Source organism: Rhodopirellula maiorica SM1, from assembly GCF_000346295.1.
Classification (GTDB): Bacteria; Planctomycetota; Planctomycetia; order Pirellulales; family Pirellulaceae; genus Novipirellula; species Novipirellula maiorica.
This window is the reverse complement of record NZ_ANOG01000313.1, coordinates 1-20,631: the sequence shown is the minus strand read 5'-3', so window position 1 is coordinate 20,631 and position 20,631 is coordinate 1. Positions and strand designations below refer to the sequence as shown.

The 20,631-nt window shown below is 53.6% G+C and carries 18 protein-coding genes; 7 read left to right on the top strand and 11 right to left on the bottom strand.

Annotation, left to right across the window (positions count from 1 at the left end; translation table 11 throughout):
• The 6 genes from RMSM_RS10165 to galK all read right to left on the bottom strand — a co-directional run.
• Positions 1–558, bottom strand: a 558-nt coding sequence (locus tag RMSM_RS10165) for a hypothetical protein (RefSeq protein WP_144057537.1), incomplete at its 3' end; no start/stop codon positions are given.
• A gap of 628 nt (positions 559–1,186) precedes the next feature.
• Complete coding sequence (locus tag RMSM_RS43395) at positions 1,187–2,026, bottom strand: sulfatase-like hydrolase/transferase (RefSeq protein ID WP_261340337.1); 840 nt, start codon at positions 2,024–2,026, stop codon at positions 1,187–1,189.
• Complete coding sequence (locus RMSM_RS43390; protein WP_261340336.1) at positions 1,972–2,712, bottom strand: sulfatase-like hydrolase/transferase; 741 nt, start codon at positions 2,710–2,712, stop codon at positions 1,972–1,974. Before RMSM_RS43390 ends, RMSM_RS43395 begins: the two co-directional genes overlap by 55 nt.
• A 113-nt stretch (positions 2,713–2,825) precedes the next feature.
• Complete coding sequence (locus tag RMSM_RS10155; protein WP_008695088.1) at positions 2,826–3,950, bottom strand: aldose epimerase family protein; 1,125 nt, start codon at positions 3,948–3,950, stop codon at positions 2,826–2,828.
• Between the two features lie 215 nt (positions 3,951–4,165).
• Entirely contained in the window at positions 4,166–5,803 is a 1,638-nt protein-coding gene (locus RMSM_RS10150) for a solute:sodium symporter family transporter (protein ID WP_008695087.1), read from the bottom strand.
• Between the two features lie 256 nt (positions 5,804–6,059).
• Positions 6,060–7,283, bottom strand: coding sequence for a galactokinase (gene galK / locus RMSM_RS10145; RefSeq protein WP_008695085.1), 1,224 nt, complete (start codon positions 7,281–7,283; stop codon positions 6,060–6,062).
• A gap of 513 nt (positions 7,284–7,796) precedes the next feature.
• On the opposite strand from galK, the gene RMSM_RS10140 reads away from it, so the two are divergent.
• Positions 7,797–8,021, top strand: a complete 225-nt coding sequence (locus RMSM_RS10140; RefSeq protein WP_144057535.1) for a hypothetical protein — start codon at positions 7,797–7,799, stop codon at positions 8,019–8,021.
• 50 nt (positions 8,022–8,071) lie between these two features.
• On the opposite strand, the gene RMSM_RS36670 is transcribed toward RMSM_RS10140, so the two are convergent.
• Complete coding sequence (locus tag RMSM_RS36670; RefSeq protein WP_008695081.1) at positions 8,072–8,545, bottom strand: hypothetical protein; 474 nt, start codon at positions 8,543–8,545, stop codon at positions 8,072–8,074.
• 162 nt (positions 8,546–8,707) lie between these two features.
• Here RMSM_RS36670 and RMSM_RS10130 point away from each other — a divergent pair, with 162 nt between their 5' ends.
• On the top strand, positions 8,708–9,550 hold the full coding sequence (locus RMSM_RS10130) for a sugar phosphate isomerase/epimerase family protein (protein ID WP_008695080.1): 843 nt from the start codon (positions 8,708–8,710) through the stop codon (positions 9,548–9,550).
• A 130-nt stretch (positions 9,551–9,680) separates the two neighbouring features.
• Here RMSM_RS10130 and RMSM_RS36665 read toward each other — a convergent pair whose 3' ends face one another.
• Together RMSM_RS36665 and RMSM_RS10120 are read right to left on the bottom strand one after the other, a co-directional pair.
• Positions 9,681–10,508: an EF-hand domain-containing protein gene (locus tag RMSM_RS36665; protein WP_008695079.1), complete on the bottom strand. Its 828-nt coding sequence runs from the start codon at positions 10,506–10,508 to the stop codon at positions 9,681–9,683.
• A gap of 294 nt (positions 10,509–10,802) precedes the next feature.
• Positions 10,803–12,152 carry a Gfo/Idh/MocA family protein gene (locus tag RMSM_RS10120; RefSeq protein WP_008695078.1) on the bottom strand — a complete coding sequence of 450 codons (1,350 nt, stop codon included), beginning with the start codon at positions 12,150–12,152 and terminating at the stop codon, positions 10,803–10,805.
• Between the two features lie 370 nt (positions 12,153–12,522).
• Here RMSM_RS10120 and RMSM_RS10115 point away from each other — a divergent pair, with 370 nt between their 5' ends.
• The 4 genes from RMSM_RS10115 to RMSM_RS10100 all read left to right on the top strand — a co-directional run bounded on the left by RMSM_RS10115 (position 12,523) and on the right by RMSM_RS10100 (position 15,572).
• Positions 12,523–13,491 carry a phosphatidate cytidylyltransferase gene (locus RMSM_RS10115; protein ID WP_008695077.1) on the top strand — a complete coding sequence of 323 codons (969 nt, stop codon included), beginning with the start codon at positions 12,523–12,525 and terminating at the stop codon, positions 13,489–13,491.
• 11 nt (positions 13,492–13,502) lie between these two features.
• Positions 13,503–14,150 carry a lysophospholipid acyltransferase family protein gene (locus tag RMSM_RS10110; RefSeq protein ID WP_008695076.1) on the top strand — a complete coding sequence of 216 codons (648 nt, stop codon included), beginning with the start codon at positions 13,503–13,505 and terminating at the stop codon, positions 14,148–14,150.
• Positions 14,151–14,221: 71 nt separating this feature from the next.
• Positions 14,222–14,860: a hypothetical protein gene (locus RMSM_RS10105; RefSeq protein ID WP_008695074.1), complete on the top strand. Its 639-nt coding sequence runs from the start codon at positions 14,222–14,224 to the stop codon at positions 14,858–14,860.
• Between the two features lie 220 nt (positions 14,861–15,080).
• Positions 15,081–15,572 (top strand): DinB family protein, encoded by a 492-nt coding sequence (locus RMSM_RS10100; protein WP_008695072.1) that lies wholly within the window; start codon positions 15,081–15,083, stop codon positions 15,570–15,572.
• A gap of 1,218 nt (positions 15,573–16,790) precedes the next feature.
• Here RMSM_RS10100 and RMSM_RS10095 read toward each other — a convergent pair.
• Together RMSM_RS10095 and hemE are read right to left on the bottom strand one after the other, a co-directional pair.
• Positions 16,791–17,834 carry a molybdopterin-binding domain-containing protein gene (locus RMSM_RS10095; RefSeq protein ID WP_008695067.1) on the bottom strand — a complete coding sequence of 348 codons (1,044 nt, stop codon included), beginning with the start codon at positions 17,832–17,834 and terminating at the stop codon, positions 16,791–16,793.
• A complete protein-coding gene (hemE, locus tag RMSM_RS10090) occupies positions 17,834–19,768 on the bottom strand; it encodes a uroporphyrinogen decarboxylase (RefSeq protein ID WP_008695065.1) in 1,935 nt (644 codons plus the stop codon). Before hemE ends, RMSM_RS10095 begins: the two co-directional genes overlap by 1 nt.
• A 423-nt stretch (positions 19,769–20,191) precedes the next feature.
• Here hemE and trmB point away from each other — a divergent pair.
• The coding region (gene trmB / locus RMSM_RS10080) for a tRNA (guanine(46)-N(7))-methyltransferase TrmB (protein WP_040765177.1) at positions 20,192–20,631 on the top strand (440 nt) is incomplete at its 3' end.

Below are 20,631 nucleotides of genomic sequence, written 5' to 3'. Positions count from 1 at the left end.
AACCGGCAACAACGGCGGTTCGGAATTGGAAACCTGAGTCACGTTGCGACTATTCAACGGATGGGTCGCAAATTTGGCAGGGATCGCACGCCGCGAATCATCGGATGATTCCCCCACCGCAACGTTGGTTCGGTTGAACACGAAAGAGGCTTTCTTGCGAGTCACATCAGCGTTTTCTTCGGATGCTTCGTTGCCAATTGATTCCGCTTGATTTTCGAGACGGGATTCAGACGCGTTTGCAGCGACACTGCGTTCGTTCACGGCTTCGCGTTTTGCCACCGCGTCACACGTCGCATCGCACACGTTCTTTTCACGCGGTTGCGCGTTTTTAGACAGTCGCGACTTCGCTGGTACTGCTGGGGTGCCGATGTTGGCAACCGCCGGATTGGAAACATGGCTCTGGACTTCCGCTGGCAATGACGGTTTCGTTTGTCGGCTCATCAACGACACGTCGGCAATCACCAGTGCGGATAAGACGCAACCCAACACGAGTACCACGACTCTCGTCGAAGCGGATCGATAGCGATTTGGGCCGAGCCGTAAAGAAGAGTGTGTCACTTGCATATCGATTGAACCGTCTTAGTGTCGAAGTAGACCCGCATGGGAAGAGGCGGTCACTCTGTTTCGTAGCGATCAGCGGAATCGCTACGATGAGACTTCGAGGATTAGATCGGATAACCGCTACATCAGGAGCCTGTGAAAGTCGCATTCCGGTGGGGCAAGATGCCAGACCGACAAGCACATCCGGCATAACCGCTAGAGTTTGACAGGTGAGCGTGCGGCGTGCGAAGTTTCACGACGGTGCAGTCAGCCGCGATAGCAAAAAGAAAGTCGTAGACCGACTGCGCCATTTCATCGGCCGATCGGCCCAAATTTGAACGTTTTACTTGGCGTGATGAGGTGGCTTTGGGGCTGTTGATTCGATCGAAATGCAAGTCACAAGGCGGAGCCGAGGGTGATACGGCATCGAGGCATACACTGGTCCCCAGGCTCTGTCTGAAAACAGCTCAAAGTCGCTTTTCGCTCCGCGAAAATTGTGGGAAAAAGCCGCTCTCGCGAAGCGAGAAACCACTGTTCAGGCAGAGCCTAGCCGCCCAGGTGGTGCGGCTCACTAAATCAACATGCCCGTGCAGTCCGGACGAAAACGAGGAAATTTATATTAGCGAACGTCCTTACAACACCATTCTCACTGGGGCGCTTGGGACGGATCGATTTTCTTGTTTTCCCAATAAACGCCGTCCGCCCGTTTTTCCAAAATGCGCTGCGAACTGCCTTTGGCGAGCCCTCGCTCTTGTTTGGGCAACCATTGGCTTAACCGATTGATCACGTCGGCAAACTGCGATCGATCTTTGCCGTCAGCAATGAGATTGTCAAATTCGTTGGGGTCGGTGTTGTGATCGTAAAGTTCCTCGCCCCCATCCAGGTAACGGATGTACCGCCATCGCGCGTCACAAACGCTGTGATTTCCCTTGTTGTGAGTACAGATGGCCGGACGATCCCGAGCAGTGGTGGGATCGAGGAGTTGTGGTTTCAGACTGATGCCTTCGACACCATCAGGAGCCGGCAAACCGGCCAATGCGGCGAGCGTCGGATACATGTCCAACAGTTCGGCGGGCTGATTGCACTTGACGTCCGCAAGGATTCCAGGACCGGCAAACAACAGCGGCACACGCGTCGATCTTTCCCACAACGAGTTTTTCCCGGAGATCGCCTTTTCGCCCAAGTGGTAACCATGATCGCTCCAAAGCACGACGATCGTGTTGTCCGCATAGGGTGACTTCTCCAACGCATTAAGAATGCGGCCTACTTGGCTGTCGACGAAGCTAATCGATGCAAGGTAAGCGCGGACCAGCGGACGCACTTGATCGTTCGCTTCGAGCCAATCGGTGCGCGGCTCCGGAAGTTGCCAATGAATGTACCACGACGACTTAGGTGTGTCGCTGCGATCACCCGCCGGCATCGGAGGCATGCTCAGCGTGTCTTCGGGATAGAGGTCGAACCATTTCTGGGTTGCATAACAAGGCACATGCGGCAAAAGAAACCGGCGGCCAAAAAGAACGGTTTCTCATCCTGCATCGATTCGATTTGGTCCACGGCCCACGACGCCACCTGCCAATCGCCTTTGTCTTCATCACGGTGCGGGAACGTCCCCCAATCCATTAACTTATGATTGCCATTGGGTGTAGGAGGGATCAACTTTTTCGGCGGTTTGACGCCGATTGACGATGCGGGGCCCCACACATCACATTCTTGCGGATGGGTTTGATTGCGGCCGTAAATGTTGTGGTAGATCTTGCCACCGATCAACGTTTGATAACCGTGGTTGTGAAAATGCTGCAGCAGCGTCGTTCGCGATTTGAACTCGGGAAGCGCGCGAAACCAGGGCGTCAATCCATAAACCCCCGTGGTTGTCGGTCGCAACCCAGTCATGATCGATGTCCGGCTGGGGTTACACAGCGGTGCTTGGCAGTGAGCGTTGGTAAACGTGACCGCCCGCTTGGCCAACCGCGCGATCGCAGGCGTTTTGACGTCCGGGTGGCCTCCGAGCGGTTCCACCCAATCGTTCAGGTCGTCGATCGCAATCATCAACACATTCGGACGTGAACGATCCGATTCAGCAGCCGCGACAGGTACGACGCCGAATAGTAGCAAGGTGGAAAAAAGGGATGCCTTTGTTGCGAGCACCAGGATACGACGGAGAGAATGTGTCATGGTAGGATTCACGAGCGAACCGCTTCGCTGAAGGTTGGAAGGAAGGATCAAGCAGGGGGAGGGGAAGCCAAGGAGCTGAAACCGCACAGGCACCAGGACATTGGTCGGGAGGCCTATTCCGCCGAGAACTTGAACGTCGTGGTGGTTCGGTATTCTTCGTCTGGGTCGAGGATGGTGGAGGGGAAGTTCGGTTGATTTGGGCTGTCAGGAAAGTGCTGGGTTTCCAAACAGAAGCCGCCACGGTGCACATAGGGTTTGCCGGACTTGCCCCGCAAACGGCCATCCAAAAAATTGCCGCCGTAAAACTGAATCCCTGGTTCGGTGGTGTGAACTTCGAGCACGCGACCTGATTTTGGATCTTTCACACGTGCTGCCAAAGTCATCGCATTTTCGTTGTCGGATTTGTCTAAGACAAAGTTGTGGTCGTAACCGAGTCCAAACTTCAACTGTTCATTGTCTTTATCAACATCGCGTCCGATCGGCTTTGGCGACCTGAAATCCAGCGGGGTTCCGGCAACGTCGCGCAGTTCGCCTGTCGGAATCAAGCCTTCGTCGACAGGCGTGAACTGCTTGGCGTTGATCATCAGTTCGTGATCCAAGATCGTGCCATTGCCTTCGCCAGCAAGATTGAAATAGGTATGCTGCGTGACGTTGACAGGCGTTTTCTTGTCGGTCGTCGCAAAATAGTCGACCACCAATTCATTGGTCTTGGTCAATTTGTAGGTCACTTTCAAATTCAAATTGCCTGGATAACCTTCCTCCATGTCCTTGGCGGTGTAGGTCAATTCCAAACCCGACCATCCATCGCCTTCAAGCGGTTTGGCATCCCAGACGACTTTGTCGAACCCAATCACGCCGCCGTGTAAATGGTTTTCGCCATTGTTTGTGGCAAGTGTATAGGTTTCGCCATCGATCGTGAATTTACCTTTGGCGATGCGGTTCCCGTAACGTCCGACGATAGCGCCAAAGTAGGGCTTGTCCACGGCGTTGATGTAATCTTCGACGCGGTTGTATCCAAGTACGACGTCACCCATCTTTCCGTCACGATCGGGGACGATGATCGACGTAATGATGGCACCATAGTTGGTGATTTTGACGGTCATCCCCGCTTCGTTTTTCAGCGTGTAGAGTTTGATCGAATCAAAATCGTCGACCGATACGTGAGCTTCGGACGTCCTGGTACCCAGTAATAGACCCAGCAGGGATAAACACAGCAGCAGTGTCGATCGCAATTTCATTTTGATGCCTATTTGTGCAATGTTGCGAGGGGAGCGAGATTTTGCGGACGCAGTAGGTGGGTAAGTTGACGTTGATTGTAATTCAAGACCGCCGCGATGGCATCCAATCGACGTCAACGATTACCATTCGGGTGAAATCGTCCGACTCACAGCACTCCTCGCCATCCAGGGAAGTCTGGCGACTTCCCCTACCCAGTTAAACCATGGACAACGCACTAGGTTTTCGGTGTCAGCACGCTAAAGTCAGCGAAGGAGACATAGATCGCGATTACGATGACAATCAGCGCAATGCCGGCCGGGGTGGCCAATCGCCAAGGCGTCATGTCGACCGCTTTGGCGTCCTCTTGAATAAACTCGGTTTCACGAGGGCGGACTTCGCCAATCACTAACATCAAAATCACGAGCCAGGCGAACACCATCCCGAGGAAGTGAAAGTCGTGAACCGAGGCGACGATCGCATCAAACGGGCTGACGAAGTAACCGACCGCGATCACCACAAAACCGGTGACCAAACCAATTTTGGCCGCAATCGGCGGCACGCGGCGAGTCAACATTCCGACGATGACGACTGCGAAAATTGGAATGAAATACATCCCATTCATTTTTTGCAGGTAACCAAAAATGCTGGTCGTTTGAGCCAACAGCGGTGCAATCGTCATCGCTACCACGGCGACGATCCAGCCAAACCATTTGCCCGAGCGAACCACGCTCTGTTCCGACGCATTCGGCTTGGCACTTTTGTATAGTCCCAAACTAAACAGCGTACACGCACTATTGAGTGCCGAGTTAAAGCTACTCAGAATTGCCCCAATCATCGCGGCAGCAAAGAATCCGGTCAACGGTCCTGGCAACACGCGATTGACGAGCAATCCATACGCTTTGTCGGCTTTGATGTCGTCGCCGGCAAACATCGAATACGCGATCATGCCGGGGATGACGAGGTACAGCGGTCCGAGCAACTTGAACGCGCCGGTCAACAGCACGCCCTTTTGACCTTCGGCCAAACTGCTCGCTCCAAAGGTTCGCTGAATAATTTGTTGGTTGGTGGTCCAGTAAAACAAATTCAACAAAAAGATACCGGCAAAGATCGAACCGAACGGGACCGACGATTGATTGCTGCCGACGGAATTGAAACGGTCCTCTTGCTCTTTCCAGAGCAAGTCGGCCCCCGCGGCAACGCCTTCGCCCCCACTCAATGCGTTTAACGCGTAGTAGGTGATCAGCAATCCGCCAACGAGCAGTCCAATTCCATTGAGTGTGTCCGAGACGGCAACCGTTCGCAGCCCTCCAAACAATGCATAGATCGATCCGATGATTCCCACCATCCACACGATCAACACCAAGGCAAACGTCTCGGGATCCATGTTCAGTCGTTCTGGCAACGACCCGAGCAAACTTGTCACATCCAGGATGTCCAGCATCCCACGGGCGCCGGTGTACAAAATGATCGGCAACAAAATGCCAACATAAGCCACCAAGAAAATAATGTTCGTGATGACTTGGGTTTGATGGTCAAAACGAATCTCGAGATATTGCGGCACCGTTGCCACGCCACTTTTCAAAAAACGCGGCAAGAAGAACCAGGCCATGAAAACGAGTGCCACCACGGCGACGACTTCCCATACCATCACGCACAAACCGTCGGTAAAAGCAGCGCCGTTGAGGCCGACCATTTGCTCGGTCGACAGGTTCGTTAGTAACAACGATCCGGCGATCAACGGAAACGTTAGCGAGCGACCGCCAAGAAAGTAGCCCGAACTGCTCGCGTGGTCATCGCGGCGTGTGATCCACCAAGTCAAAACACCGACAAGCGACGTGAAGAACAGAAACCAAAAAATCGTGATTGCGCCCACCGATGCCTCGTTCTCATTGAAAGTTCAACGCAGCGTCCGTGTTGCGTCGGAAAGTGTAAAACTGCTTTTCTTCGCGATTCCTACAAGCCACCTGCTGTTCGAATTGAGTACCGAGGCGTGGCCAAGAAATTGCGATTCAGCGATGACATTAACCGGGTCGGTCAAAATAACGCTGAGGTTTTGATTGCTGAAAAAGCGAATAAGCAATGCGAGTTTCTCTTAGCGATCGAAAGCAATTGCCTGCTCACTCACTTAGTCAACGTGGTATGACATGTGCACCTTTCGCTGGCAAACTTGCGAAAAGATGAGCATCGATGCCACTTTGTTTTTTGTACTGATTTTGAATGTGGTCGCTGACCTCGACCGCCTTATCCGATTCAACCAACGTGACAGTGCAGCCTCCGAAACCACCCCCGGTCATCCGTGATCCATAGACGCCACCGGAGCGGCCAACTCCTCGCGCCAATTCGACCAACAGGTCTAACTCGCGACAACTGACTTCGTAATCATGTTGCAGCGAATGGTGGCTGGCGTACATCAATTCGCCGAGTGTTTCCCATTGCCCTGACTCGATTGCGACCGCCGCCTTCCGCGTACGCTCGATCTCGGATACGACATGACAAGCACGCGAGTATTCGACGTCGCTCAGTGATGCTCTTTTGGATTGCAGATCATCGGACGTGACGTCTCGCCATGACGTCACCCCGATCTTTTTAAGGGCGGCATCGCACTGGGCACGTCGCAGTCCATACTCACCACCACTCAATTCATGCTTGACGTTGCTGTTGGTGATCAAGATCGAAACATGGTCCGAATCGAAGGGCACGTCGCGGATTTGTTGCGAGCGACAATCTAGCAACATGAATGCGTTTTCTTTTCCAAAGACACTGCTGAATTGGTCCATGATTCCGCAGGGAACACCTGCATAATCATGCTCGGCTTGTTGGCATAGCAATGCTTTTTCTTCGAGTCCCAACGTGACTCCCGAAACGACTTCCAACAGCGTGGCGGTCGCGACTTCGAGTGCCGCACTGCTGCTAAGACCACCGCCGATCGGAACGTTCGACTCGAATAAAACATCCATCGCCGGTATTTGACTGAATGTCTCGGCTCCGACCCGGTCTTGGAATCCAGCGAAAACGCCTCCCATATAGCCAGTCCATTTCGGTGGCAACGAAGGCTTGGGCAGATCATTCAAATCGATCTGATCACGTTCGTTCAAGTTGACGCTGCGAATCGACGCCACTCGTGAATCTTCGTCCTCACGCGGAGCCGCTGCGATCGCGACGTAACGTTCGATCGCCATCGGCAGCACATAGCCATCGTTGTAATCGATGTGTTCACCAATCAAATTCACTCGCCCAGGCGCCGCGACGATCCACTGTGGTGGACGCGAATGTTCGCTGATAAAGGACTGAGTCAAACGATGGACTAAGTCGCCAACGGGACCGTCATAGCTAGTGTTTTCGAAAGAATTCATTGCGAGTCGATTTGCAAGGGACGTCGTACCGCCCCACATTATGAACTTTGCCTGTGTTTGACACAATCACTCGCACGATCACGCGTCTGAGATTTTTTGTCAAAAGGACTCCGTCGCTCGGATGATCCGCACAAATGCCCCAGTGGCTGACAATTGCCAAGGTTCACGATATCACTAAATTTGAAAAGAGGTAAAACGTAGAATGCTATCCTAGCACAACGCGGAATCAGTTTGCCATCCCGCCAACATCAACGTTGAAAACTTTTGCCACCTTTGACCATGCTTGGCGGACGGCGGCCAATCACAATGCGTAATTGCTGCGTCGCTGATATGTGAATCCATCGCAACGCTAATTTAGCCTGACTTGCGACTTGGTTGACCTCGTTACTTGCGAAAACATGAATTTTTTCCACCGCAGGTCGTCGGTTTCAGGCGGCGGGGTGCGGCGACAGTTCATCTAATCGCGTTGCAAATGATCCGTGTTCGGGTCATTTGCTTTTCCGTCGATTGGGTTTGCTCAACAAGACTGTCCAGCTTTTGTCACAAAAGAAGATTTTCCAGATTGCCTGTATCGTGTTTGTCGCCGCCTCGGTCCGTGTGCCGATCGTTAGCCCCTTGGCTGCAATGGGTGATGAAGTGTCACAGCCACCACAAACCAAGCTAAGCCAATCCGACTCTTGGTTCGTCGATGGGGTTCGTCGATGGACCGCTTATTCGTCTTACGACCATTCCAATTGACAGCGACAAGAGGGGGTCTTGTCGCTGTCATTTTTCTGCTGACGACGGAGTTAGTGAAACGCTTGCTTGACCTCGGGACGCATCAGCACGACGATCGCCCAGATTCCAAACGGAATGCCGATGAAATAGCAGGGGCTAATGCAAGGGATGGCAGCCAATATCGCCCCCGTCAACGCTAGCGGGTAGCTTCGTAACGACTTCATTCGGATCGCGGCAAACAGGATAACACTGTTGATCGCAAAGATCACCAAGGCCCCGATCACACGGATCGTGATTTGGGTTTCTTTGTCAATCCCCGCATTGTTTTCCCGCATCCGTTCGGCGATGCCACTAAACACCAGGAATGCGTCCGCGCCCAGTGCGATCAGCACGCATACGATGCAGATCAGCGAGACCACGATCAATGATATTGCAGGCGCGCTAACGGCGTCCGCGACATTTGCAGCGTTTCCCGAGCCTTGAAAATTCCCCGCAGCATGTGGATTGGGACTGTAGGGATTGGGTGGGAAAGGGTTGTTCGACATCGTTGTCCATCCGGTTCCAAAGTGACGGTACTCGCGTTTGCTGGTTGCATCGGAGATGTATGATAATCAGTCACTGCGCCCTGTCGAAAGTAGGGTGTGCTATGATCGGGCCCGTATCCCCAACCTTTCCTCCCACCGTTCTGTATTGGAGCACGTTTACCTATGACTTCATCCACTCTTTCACGCCGTGGTTTCCTCGCGGCTGCAACAGCTACTGCGGCTGCAGCCGCGACGCTGCCATCAACGGCCATGGCCGCCACAGCGGATCGCGCGCAGTTGGGCATCCAGCTTTACTCGCTTCGCGGTTACAAGGTGGACGAGGCGCTTCGTCACGCAAAGGATCTCGGCTTTGATCAAGTCGAATTCTACTCTGGCATGCTGTCGACGGGGGCCTCGGCAGATGACATCGCAAAGATGAAAGCCAAGGTCGCCGAATTGGGACTTTCCATCTCGGCTCACGGTGTCAATCGATTTGGCGGCAATGAAGCGGCCAACCGAAAGATTTTTGAATTTGCCAAAGCGCTTGCGATCCCCACCATCACCGCCGATCCAGGCCCGGAATCGTTCGACAATCTTGACGATTTAGTCAAGGAGTTTGATATACGGATTGCCATTCACAACCATGGTCCCGGCCATCGATACAACAAAGTCGTCGATGTGCTTCGTGCCATCGAAGGACACGACAAACGGATCGGAGCGTGTGCCGACTTGGGACACTACATTCGATCGGGTGAAAATGCGACGGATGTCATTCGTTCATTGAAGGGACGATTGTATGGAATCCACTTAAAGGATTTCGCCGAGATGAAACAGAAAACCGAGGGAGTCATCTTGGGCCAGGGGCATCTTGATGTCGAGGGTGTGTTCTTTGCCCTCAGCGAAGTCGGCTTTCCGAGCAACGGTGCCATTTCGCTCGAGTACGAAGAGAATCCTCAAAATCCGCTAGCGGAGATCCGTGATTGTGTCGCGGTTGCACGTGCCGCAATGGCCAAGGTCGCCCGTTAGGACGGTGTGGCGTGAATGACGCGGCACTCCCCGATGTGTCGCGATTCTCCGCGGAGCCGTTGGCAAGGCAACAAAAAACGTCGACTTGGAAATCAAGTCGACGTCGTGCGATTTTGCGACGATCCTGGTGTTATTCGGAATCCGAATTCGAAGGGGGGCGTTTCGGAGTTCTGCCGCCCTCTTCGGCATCGGGGCGTCCCTTGCCTCGCATGTTTTCGCGGCCGCCGCCTCGTCCCGCTTCACCGAAACGTTGCATTGCTGTCACCAACTCTTCGCGTGAAATCGCGTCGTCGTTGTTCGTGTCGATTCCTCTCATGCGATCTTGCATCGGTTCGGGAATTTCGTCTCCAGTCAGTTTGTCGTCGGAATTTGCATCGCGTCGTTCAAACAACATCCGCGCGAATTGCTGAGGATTCTCCATCGCCTCGCGTGGTATCATGCCGCCGCCTTCACCACGACGGGGGCCACGTTCGCCATTTTCACCATCACGAGGGCGGCCCGCGAAATCACCTTGCGGACGAAGCTCGTCAAACGTCAACGAACCATCGTCATTCTTATCCAGTTTCCGCAGTGCTACCGCGGCGTTCTCGATCTCGTCTTTCGAAATCTTTCCGTCGCGATCGGCATCCAATGCAGCGATAATGGGCATCCGTCTCATCATTTCGGCACCCTCCATTCCGCGATCGCGAGCACCACGACCTTCGGGGCCGCGACCTTCAGGACCACGGTCGCGAGGTCCTCGTTGGTCGCCTTCGCGTCGACCACCCTCGCGACCACGGCGGCCCCGCTCTTGCTCGGCGTTTTCTTGATCCTGAATAGGCTCCGCAAACGAGGGCTGAAGGGTCGGAAGCGTCAGGGCGCCAGCCAGTAGAACGAGTCCCGTTGCCCGTTTCCAGACAAAACGAACATTCGATCGGGGTGTGATACGGTTATCTGCTTTTAGTTTTGGTAAAGTCATCTTCGGTACCTGCGAATCTAGGATGGGGACAGTCATACTGCAATGAAACCCCTCGAAGATTGTTGGGTTCCGCCAGAATTAATTGTCTTCGTCAAAACGCCGTAACTTGCGGCTTATGATAGTGCCGCCAATTGGCCTTCGATAAATCCCAACAACACCGCGAGTGAAGCGAAACCCGCGGCAAAGAAGAAAAAAGCTCGGCAAAGCAAATTCAGCTCTATCACAAGACACTCGCTTTTACACGGCGACGTTATCATGCGTCGCCGTGTTTTTTTGATTGGCCGGCAGGCAAGCTCAAGCAAATCCGTCGCGTGATTTTCGGGTCATCAACGCGTTGGCTTGTTCGTCGTCGATGAATTGCTCGGATTTTGGATCCCACTTCAGTTCACGGCCCAGCATCAACGCGATATTGCATAGATGGCACGAGGTCATCGTGCGGTGATGAGACCAGACGTCCGAAATCGGTTTGCTTCGGTCTTCGATACAGTCAAAGAAGTTGCCCATATGATTGCCCGGCTTCTTGCCATGGCACAGTTCGACAATTTTTTCGTCGAGTTTCTCGCGGTCTTCGTCCGACATCTGATCCACGGGGCGTCCTTCTAGCTTGCCGCGATTGACAAAGATGCGTCCCTTGTCGCCTTCGAACAAGATCCCGTTTTGAAAGTCGACGTTGTCACCTTCGCGTTTGTAGTGATTGTTGACGCTCATCAACGAACCATTTGCAAAGGTCAAATCGATATGGAACTCGGTTGCCGTGTTGTAACCATTGGGTAGCGAAGCATCGCCATCAAAGAATGCATTCCAGTTGAAATCCGAAGGCACGTTCTTGGTGAACTTTCCTGAACCGGCGACCTTCACGGGGCCATCTTCGCCGGGCGCCAGCGCCCACTGAGCGATGTCGATATGGTGTGCACCCCAATCGGTCATCTTGCCGCCAGAGTATTCGAAGAACCAACGGAACATGCGGCGGCGTTGTTCGCAATAGCCTGCTTCGGGCGCCGGACCGACCCACATGTTCCAATCGAGATCCTCTGGCGGATCCGTGGTTTCGAACGGCCCCTCGTCGGGTGCACCGCCGATCGCAAGGTAAGCGTTTACGTTTTCGCCAAGCATGCCGGTGTGGACCATCGCCACGGCGGTCAAGAACAGCGATTTGCTGCTGCGTTGCTGCGTCCCAACTTGAAAAACACGACCGGTCTCTTCGACCACTTTGCGGATCTGTTTGCCTTCGTCAATCGTCAAGGTCAAAGGCTTTTCGCAATAGACATCCGCTCCGCTACGAAGCGCGGCAATCGCAATCGGCACATGCCAATGATCGGGCGTGCCGATCGTGACAACGTCTGGCTTCTCTTTTTCCAACATCTCGCGATAGTCACGATATGTATTTAACTTGCCGCCAAACGCTTCGTTGAATTCCTCGGTGTGCAAATCATCGACATCACAAACAGCAACCATTTCGGCAAACTTTGCTGCATTGCGGGCGATGTTTCCGCCGCGGTTGTATCGTCCGCGGCTGCCACCGACGCCGATCGCAGCGAGACGAAGCTTCTTGGCCGAATCGGCGGCAATCGCGGGGCTGGCCACTGCGGCGATCGATCCCGCAGCAGCGGTGGTTTTTAGAAAATGACGACGTGATGTTGACATAATACATTCCGTATGTGAGTTAAGTTGGTGGCTGTTTGTGGTGTCCGTAGCGGCTATCTCACTAGCCGACGCAAACTTGGCGACAATAAGCGTACCGTCCTCAAGATACCGAATTCCGCTGCCACAGTGGCAATAAGCGGGCGTAAAATCCCCTCCGCAGAATTTGTTTTCGTCTCTGCGTTGACCTTCGACAGGTGTCTTGCTGAGAATTTTGCAGCGTTGGACTCGTTACGATCGAGGCTCGATTTCAATTTTTCGAGAAGATCTTCCGTAAACTTTCGGTCGTGGCAGGATCTTCTCTAACACAAACCGATCGGCTGATGATACCGTTTTAACGTGCTTGCCCTTGCCCCTTAATTAACACGACATCATGAATCTGGCTTTTGAAGTACGAGTGGCGATCGCTTCGATTCTCATCTCGTTGTTTGTTGCCAGCGTGATGTCACTGGTACTGAAATGGCGACATCCCGAGCGGGATTTTACGGAACTTCGCGAGCGGGTACGCACTTGGTGGGTGATCGTCGGATTTTTCTCCGCTGCGTTGTTTGTCTCACCGACGGCTGCTGTCTGCTTCTTCGCTTTTGTGAGCTTCTTGGCGCTCAAAGAATTCTTGTCGATGACGCCGACGCGACGATCCGATCGCCGAGTCCTGTTTTACGCCTACCTGTCGATCATCGCACAGTACTACTTCGCCGCGAGTGCTTGGTACGGCATGTTCATCGTATTTATCCCGGTGTTGATGTTCGTTTGGCTGCCGACGCGAATGCTGTTGATGGGCCAAACCGATGGCTTTCTTCGCGCCGCGGGATCGCTGCACTGGGCATTGATGATCACTGTATTCTCGCTGTCCCATGTCGCATATCTGTTGACGTTTCAAGTCACCGCCGACCCGCGAGTGAGGCCTGTTTTTCCTTCCGATGCGGCGATGGACTATCCCGGCGCAGGACTGCTGCTGTTTCTTGTTCTGCTGACCGAACTGAATGACATTTTCCAATACCTTTGGGGCAAATCACTGGGCAAGCGGAAAGTCGCCCCATCGGTCAGTCCCGGTAAAACCTACGCGGGGTTGATTGGCGGCGTGGCGACGACAATTGTTTTCGCGTTCATTGTCGGTCCTCACTTGACGATCATGGACTACGCTCGCTCGATGATCGCCGGCATCATTATTGGGATGGCCGGGTTTGCAGGGGATCTTTGCATGTCTGCGATCAAACGAGACCTAAACATCAAAGATTTTGGTGCAACCCTTCCAGGGCATGGCGGCGTGTTAGACCGAGTCGACTCGCTGATCTTTACCGCGCCGCTGTTTTTCCATTTTGTCTACTACACCTATGGCTGAGTCACTGAATCGTGAACCACGTTTTACGAACGCTCTTCTTTGCTTTGATTGTGCGGCCGATCATGATGGTGGTGTTGGGCACCAATGTCCGGCGTCGTGAATGGTTGCCGACGACAGGCCCCGCGCTGATCGTTGCGAACCACAACAGCCACTTGGATGTGTTTGCACTGATGAATATTCTTGGGCTCAGCCGGTTGCGTCACGTGCGTCCGGTAGCGGCGGGCGACTATTTCCTGAGTCGCCCACTGAGGCGATGGTTCTCAACCAAAATTGTGGGAATTTTGCCGATCGATCGAACCAAGACGAAACGTGACAGCGACGGAAAACATCCGCTCGAACCGATCTCGGAAGTGCTCCGCGCAGGCGGGATCGTACTGTTGTTTCCCGAAGGCACGCGAGGCGAGCCTGAGAAACTCGATGCATTTCAAACCGGAGTCGCTCATCTGGCCAAACGACATCCCGACGTACCGATCACTCCCGTTTTCATGCACGGATTAGGCAAAGCCCTGCCTAAAGGCGAAGCGTTACTGGTTCCATTTTTCTGTGACGTCTTTGTCGGCGAAAAACTGAATTCTGAATTGCCAAAAAAGGAATTCATGGAGCAATTGAAGAATACGTTCGCAAAACTTTCAGAGGAACTGCCTGTGCAAACGTGGTAGCCAGTTTGTGATCGGATGGCTCTCCTGCTGTACAATCGAGATGGCATCCTTAAGCACCACGAGGCAAAAAAATGTCAAATGAGATCGTCGCGGATTCAGATCATCCGCGCCCACTGGCCAATCCTCAACGCGACGAGTTGCTGCAGTTTCGTTTGTCAACGATCTTTGTGTTGACGCTGATCGCCAGCATCTTGGCGGCATTCCTGCGACCGCGTGGAAACGATTTGATGATCGCGGGAATGGTTACGACGATCAGCTGTCTGGCCTTCGGCATGCTGGTTGGCAAGCTTCGTCCGCCGCTGATGCAGCGAGTGTTTTGGGGAGTCGTCGTTGCTGCGATGATGCAGGCGGTCGCATCAAATACGATCTTGTTGGATCGCAAGGGAATTTACGGTTGGCCGATCGCGGCAGGGTTCGCCGCGGTCGTTGCCTCTGGCAATTCGAATCTGTATCGACGGATGTTCCAAGCCGCGGTTGCGGCCGCTACGGTTGTGGCAATCTATATGGCGTCGGTCCCAGCCAACTGGACGACCAGTATCGCAAATTCCATTTGCGCGGCGATCGGCGGCGCGTTGTTGGCAGTATTGGTGGAGGTCGTGAATTGGCTACAACGCAAAACTCACATTCCTCTACCCATTACCGGGCTTGCCCTCGTTTTGTCAGCGATCGTGTTTGCCGCGATCGCCCCGATCATGATTCCAGGTTGGTAAGCAGTGCTGTTTTTCAAACAAGGTAGACATCACTCGTTCCGAAGCGAGCAGCCATTGAAACGAAACGTCGTGGCGACTGACGCTTTGCCTGGACGTGAGGTGATCACTCGATAAATCACTCGCCTTTTCAATCAACGGCCTCGCCGGGTGCACTAACGCAGCGCCATCGGGTTACAATCTTGGCTCTCATTTTCACTCTCAAACTACGGTAGAGAATCCTATGAAGGGAAAAGACGCGATCCGGTCGACCATGAAGTTTTGTGACATGGTTTACCGAGGCTACATGAGCGACTTGGACGATTCTGAATTGCTGCGACGGCCGAGCGAGGGCTGCAACCACATAGCTTGGCAAACAGGGCACTTGATTTCGTCCGAAGTCCGCTTGCTTGAAAGTATTGCTCCGGGCAAAGCTTACAAATTGCCCGAGGAATTTGTGGCGGCGCATGCCAAAGACAAAGCAGACAGCGATGACGCATCCGCGTTCCTTGGACGCGACGAGTATCTGGCATTATGGGACAAGGTGCGTGCGGCGACACTCAACGCGATTGACGAAATGAGTGAAGAGGACCTCGACGCTGAATCTCCAGAGGAATTTCGTGGTTTCTGCCCCACTGTGGGTGACGTGGCCATCCTGATCAGCACGCATCCGATGATGCACGCTGGTCAACTTGTTCCGTTGCGACGGCAATTAGGCAAACCGGTACTGTTCTAATACAGGATTGCATGATCGATGCAGAACGGCATCTCGTGACGATCGACAAGCCAGTGGACCCGCCGCGACATCAACGTGTCGCTGGTGGGTGAAGACGCCTAGAAACGCCTCGATCCGAAGACTCCCTTCAATCTCACCCTGCAGCCGATGAAAAGTCGGATTGTCCTCTAATGCTGAATCACCGGAGTGTCAATCGTCGAAATTTGCGGATATTAGAAACTCAGCACCCTTTTGCGAAATTTTTTGGGGTGATACTTCCCCCATGTCTTACGAAAAGAGCAAAGTGACGTTGCAATCGTTTATTTCGTTCGCATCCTCTTTTTGCGAACCTGATCCGATATCTGAAAAAGATATTGGCGGCATCTGCAAGCGACGGAAGCAAGGCCCCTCTACCGAGGTGCTCTCGCCGCGTCTAGCAGAGGCGAAGATTCGTTGACGATTTGCCAAAGACTATTTTTCTAAATTGGCGGCGTCCCACGTTTTTAGATGGCATAGCGAACCTCGGGGTGGCCCAGCGGCGTCTCTTTGGGGACTTGCTTCCGCACAAACCATCACGAAAGATGATGGCGGAAGACGTGAGTCTTTGAACACTGCATTACCAGCGGCGGATCAGGCTCGAAGTCAAATTTTCTCGCTTCGAAATTTACATTTGATCTTGTCGAAGGCTAAATGGCATCTACCCTTTGGAGGGGCTGATGTTGCCGATAATTGCAGCACAACGACTCTATTATGGCTTTTCCGAAAACGGTAAACTCGCTCATTGCGGTGTTTTTGCTTGCCTTAAGCGGCATCCAAGGATAGAATCTCGGCATCTAACACGGATTGGACAGGTTCAAAGGATCTTATCATGACCTCTAACAGCAATCTTCGCTTCACACACCCGTGCCCCCGATGTGGCCGACGTGTGGAAGTTCGAGCATCGCTATTAGGATGCACTGTCGCATGCCAACATTGCCACGCAGAATTCGTCGCAAGCACGCGGGACGAGAGTGCCCCCCAAGCGTTTGATCGCAGCCTGGACTTGCTTCAACGTGTCGAGAGTGCGCTTCGCCGAGCCGAGCAACAGCCATCAACCTCGGCTTCTCAGACCAATCCCGTGTCCGAAACGGTTTAAGGGTTGCGATCGCGCTGGATGCGGCATCACTGCATCCATGTTGTAAACGCCACGGGATCGACACTGGAATCCGGCCAGCGAGTGTCATTAAAAAGCCAGTGTCTCTAACCCAGCGACTGTTCTAAGAGTTCAATGGCGGTAAGTTCACGACTAGGACAGATAGCAGCCAATGGTATGGTGACGGTGGCATCACCACGAACGGCCACCCCATCTCGATCAATCCCCATTGTAGCCGCAGGCAAGAACACCTCGGCGAATTTCCTTCCTCGATCGATCCCCCCAATTTGCATCTTCGCTGCCCCTGTCCCCACTTCGGGGCTGCCCAATCGGACGTGAATTTCGTGCCGGAGGTCGCCGGCCACCGAAGGGACGAGACGATTTGTTTGCCACGCTGTCACGGCACGATTGGTTGCCGCTGCATCCAATTTTAGAACGATCGCTCGTCGCGTTTTATTGAGGTACCACAGCAACTTGCTGAGCATTTCGGAGGTCGCGGCGGCTTCGCTTGCCACAAACGCATTGCGTCCTAAGATCACAGCCAAGTAGTTGGCCGATGCGATGGATGCGACAGTTAGTTTGTTGGAATCGCTGCCGGGGGTATCGGTGCGGATTGCATAAAACAACTCGGCTAACGGTTCTGCTGCGAGCGAGTTGCTTTGAATGCATTCTTTCGTGTCGGCGGAGATTCGTTCACGCAAACGCGGCGTTTCGCTATCAACATCGCCGATCGTCCAAACGACATCGGCGTGCCTGCGAACGTCCCCGAGAGTAGCCGACAGTGTTCCTTCGCGGCTAACGGCAGCACGCCACGCTGCGGTGGAAATCGAATCATCCACCGCAATACGAATGCGATTTTCACGTTGCAACTGATTTAATCGGCGAGCCGTATCTAGATCGGTTCCTGTTGTGGCGACATGGATCACGCCGTTGCCGGCCAAGATTTCTTTTGCCTGTTTGCTTGCAAGTGCCGTTGTCACCGCGGAGTCTGCAATACGAGCGGACTGGGAACCGGACAATGCTTTCGTGTAACCCGTGATCGCTTTGGCACACTGGACATTTACAATCCGCTCGGCTTCGGATGACGGTTCAAGCGAAACATCATCACAATGCAGCGGGCAAAACGGACAGACGTGCAGAGTGGGCGGCATTACCGTTGGCTCAATTCTTTGACCGTTTCGACGAGTGCAATGACGTTTTCGACGGGAGTTTCCTTTAGCACGCCGTGGCCAAGATTGAAAATGTGTCCTGGGCGACCGTCAACTGACTGCAGCAATTGGTCCACCGTCTCGCGAATCACATCAGGGTCGGCCAGCAGAACGGAGGGGTCCATATTTCCTTGAACCGCACAATCGTGTCCGATCCGTTGCCACGCGACATCAAGCGAAATACGCCAATCGACACCGACCACCGTACGTCGATCACCGCGGAGCAAAGGAAGCAGTTCGGGATTTCCTGTCGCAAAGTTAATCACCGGAACTGAGGGATCGATCCCGGCAATGATTTGTTTCATCCAAGGCAACACGAACTTGCTATAATCCGAGGGCGACAAACACCCCGCCCAACTGTCGAACAACTGAACGCACTGAGCTCCAGCGGCAATTTGATGATTTAAATAAACCGTGATTGATTCAGACAATTTATTCATCAGGTCGGCCCAAGCACCGGCGTCGCTGTGCATCAGTTTTTTTGTGTTTGTGTACTGCCGGCTGCCACCACCTTCGATTGCATAGCTGGCCAGCGTGAAGGGGGATCCGGCGAACCCGATCAAGGGAATCGACTCAGGCAAATCGGCACGTGTCTGTCGAACGGTTTCGTAGACAAAGTCGAGTTTCTCAGGCTTATCCAAAGCACGGACGCGGGCCAGATCTTCACCGCATCGCACCGGATTATGGATGACGGGACCATCGCCGGCGACAAACTCGAGGTTGAATCCCATTGGGACCAATAGGGGCAGCAGGTCCGAGAAGATAATGGCGGCATCCACTCCCAATCGGTCAACCGCGGTGCACATGACTTCGCTGCACAGTTTTGGATTCGCACAAAGTTCCAAGAACGATTGTTTCGCCCGGACTTCGCGATATTCAGACATATAGCGGCCCGCTTGTCGCATCAACCAAACCGGAGTCCGTTCAGTCGCTTCGCCACGACAAGCCTTCATGAACAAACTATCGTCGGACGGGTGAGGTGGCATAGTGTCGCTCTGTGGCTTGGATTCTTCGGACCAACGGATTTGTTTGACGCGTCGTTTGGCTTTGGTTAATTCGTTGGACTGACGAGCGGCTTCGGTAACCAAATGCCCCATTTTGGGATGCGAGGGTTCAAAGTCGACATGCAATTCGCACTCGCGGAGCATTTCACTCGTCGTCGGACCAATCGACGCAATGACGGTAGAATGCAAACCGCGACGCAGATCGTCAACCATATTCAATTCTTCGGCCATCCGCAGGACGTTGACGACTTGGTGAGCGCTGGTCACTAACAACATGTCTCGTTTGCCAGCGGCCAACGCGTTGACGTTCTCTTCCAATGCCTCGGTCGACTCAGGAAATTCCCAACCGTAAACACGCACGGTTTCGACGGTTGCACCGCGAGCTTCCAGACCTGCGACGAGCGAAGCGTTGCTAACTCCATACTCTTGAACCCCGACGACTTGGTTTGCGATGGAAACATTGGCGTCGATCGTCTGCAACAATTCTCGCCATGTGTTGGGTTCAGGAACGCGGTAGGTCGTCGTCAAGCCGAATTCCCGCATCGCAGCAGCCGGTTTGGGGCCACGGCAAATCGTCGTGATATCGGACAAGGCATCGAGAAAACGTTGTTGGTCGACGTGCCTTTCGATCGCTCTGAGCAAGAAACGGAAACCGACTCCCGTCATCAGCACGACCACGTTGACTTCGCCGGTCATGACGCGATAAGCGAAATCAATGGCAGGCCGATTGGGGTCGATTGGCACTTCTCGCATCGACGGGCTGACGTGAGCGACGCCGCCGTGGCGGGTGATCATCCGTGCCATATCGTCCGCACGACGGCTCTCTAAGGCGGCGACATTCAGTCCGTCAAAGTTGGCAGGTGCCTTTTCCATGGAAGTCAATTCGTAACGTGTTGCGAGGAGGGGGGTTCGGGGGCGGTTAGTTTGGGATTGGGCGTTGGGCCGATCGAACAGTCGTTCCGCATTACCGGCGGCCCCGCGTCATTTGTGAATCTGATGTCAGGGGCGTTGTGCGTGGGCCGACGTCGGAAGCTGATGCCGCAAGCCACTGACGCATTGCAACCAAACCGGGGTGTTTCGCGACACGTGCCATCGGCAAAGTGTCTGGAAGTGGTTTCAGCGACAACGACCGAGCGAGTTACCAAAGCGAGCGGTCATTGTAGAGAATTTGTGCTCGGTTACGATGTGGATAGATCGGTTCGAAACTAAGTTTCTCTCGTTTTGGTCTCGTTTGGACCATTCGGTCGCGGATCGGTTCCCATATCGCTTCCTTTTTTATAGAACAGAAGTCCCAGCGTGTCTCGAAGTCCCATTCGCCGCCCCCCAGCCAGTCTCGACATATCAAAGGTCTATCGGTTGGTTGATTCGCTCCCTGATGTCCTTTCCAGCGATACGATGTTTGGCGACACGAAGCCACTCGAAATCGAAGTCGGATCGGGCAAAGGGCTGTTCATGTCCAATGCATCGGCAGAGAATCCTAGGCACAATTTTCTGGGCATTGAGATCAACTCCAAATGTGCTGAGCATGCGGCGGGCCGATTGGCGAGAGCCGAGGTCACTAATGCGATCATGATCAGCTGCGATGCCGAGCCACTGTTTAGAGAGCGGGTGCCGGCGGAGAGTTTAGAGGCGGTGCATGTTTATTTCCCCGATCCCTGGTGGAAAAAGAAACAGCGAAAGCGCCGCGTGTTAAACGAGCGAAGTATTTTCAGTTTTTGCGAAATCGCTTCGTGTCG